This window comes from Nguyenibacter vanlangensis (genome assembly GCF_013376155.1).
Classification (GTDB): Bacteria; Pseudomonadota; Alphaproteobacteria; order Acetobacterales; family Acetobacteraceae; genus Gluconacetobacter; species Gluconacetobacter vanlangensis.
Map to the genome: position 1 here is coordinate 1 of NZ_JABXXP010000989.1, position 834 is coordinate 834.

Genomic DNA, 834 nt, shown 5'->3' on the forward strand with positions numbered 1-834 from the left:
GGAACTGCATGTCCGCGCCATGGCCGTGACCGCCGACGTCGCCGACGCGGCCGCCCTGGACCGCGCCGCCGAATCGATCGAATCCCGCCTGGGCCCCATCACGCTATGGGTGAATTGCGCCGGCGCCGACGTCTGCGGCCAGTTCGTCACCCTGCCGCCCGCGGACATCCGGCGCGCGACCGAGGTCACCTATCTGGGCACGGTCCACGGCACGCAGGCCGCGCTGACCCGCATGCGGCGGCGGGGCTGCGGCACCATCGTCAATCTGGCCGCGCTGTCCCTGCCGCTGCCGTTGCGCGCGGTCGAAAGCGGCGCCAGGGCGGCGATCCGCGCCTTTACCGAAAGCCTGCGGCCGGAAATCCTGCGCGACGGCGACCGGATCCACCTGGCGCTGGTGCATCTGCCGGCGATCAACACCCCGCGCTTCTCCTGGACCCGCAACCATACCGGCAAGCGCCTGAAGCCGACCGCGCCGGTCTATGAACCCGAAATCGCCGCCGAGGCGATCAGCCGCGCCGCGTTCGGGCGGCATCGCGATGTCCGGGTCGGGCTTTCGGGGCTGGGGCGCCGCGCGGCGGGGCTGCTGGTCCCGTCTCTGATGGACCGGCGCCAATCGCTCGATGCCTATGCAAGGCAACTGGAAAAGGACGCCGCCGAAGCCGACGCGCCCGACAATCTGTTCGCCCCGGTGACCGGGGCCTATGCCGCGCATGGCCGGTTCGACCTGGAAGTGCGCAAGACCATGCCGATCCTGGTCACCACCACGATTCGCAGCGTCCTGGCCGGGGCCGCGCTGGCGGCCGGGCTGGGCGTGCTGGCGGCGGCCATGCGGCG

1 protein-coding gene is annotated in these 834 nt (G+C 72.1%); it reads left to right on the forward strand.

Annotated features, from left to right (window positions below; translation table 11 throughout):
• A partial coding sequence (locus HUK84_RS20695; protein WP_176641865.1) for an SDR family NAD(P)-dependent oxidoreductase occupies window positions 1-834 on the forward strand: 834 nt, incomplete at both ends.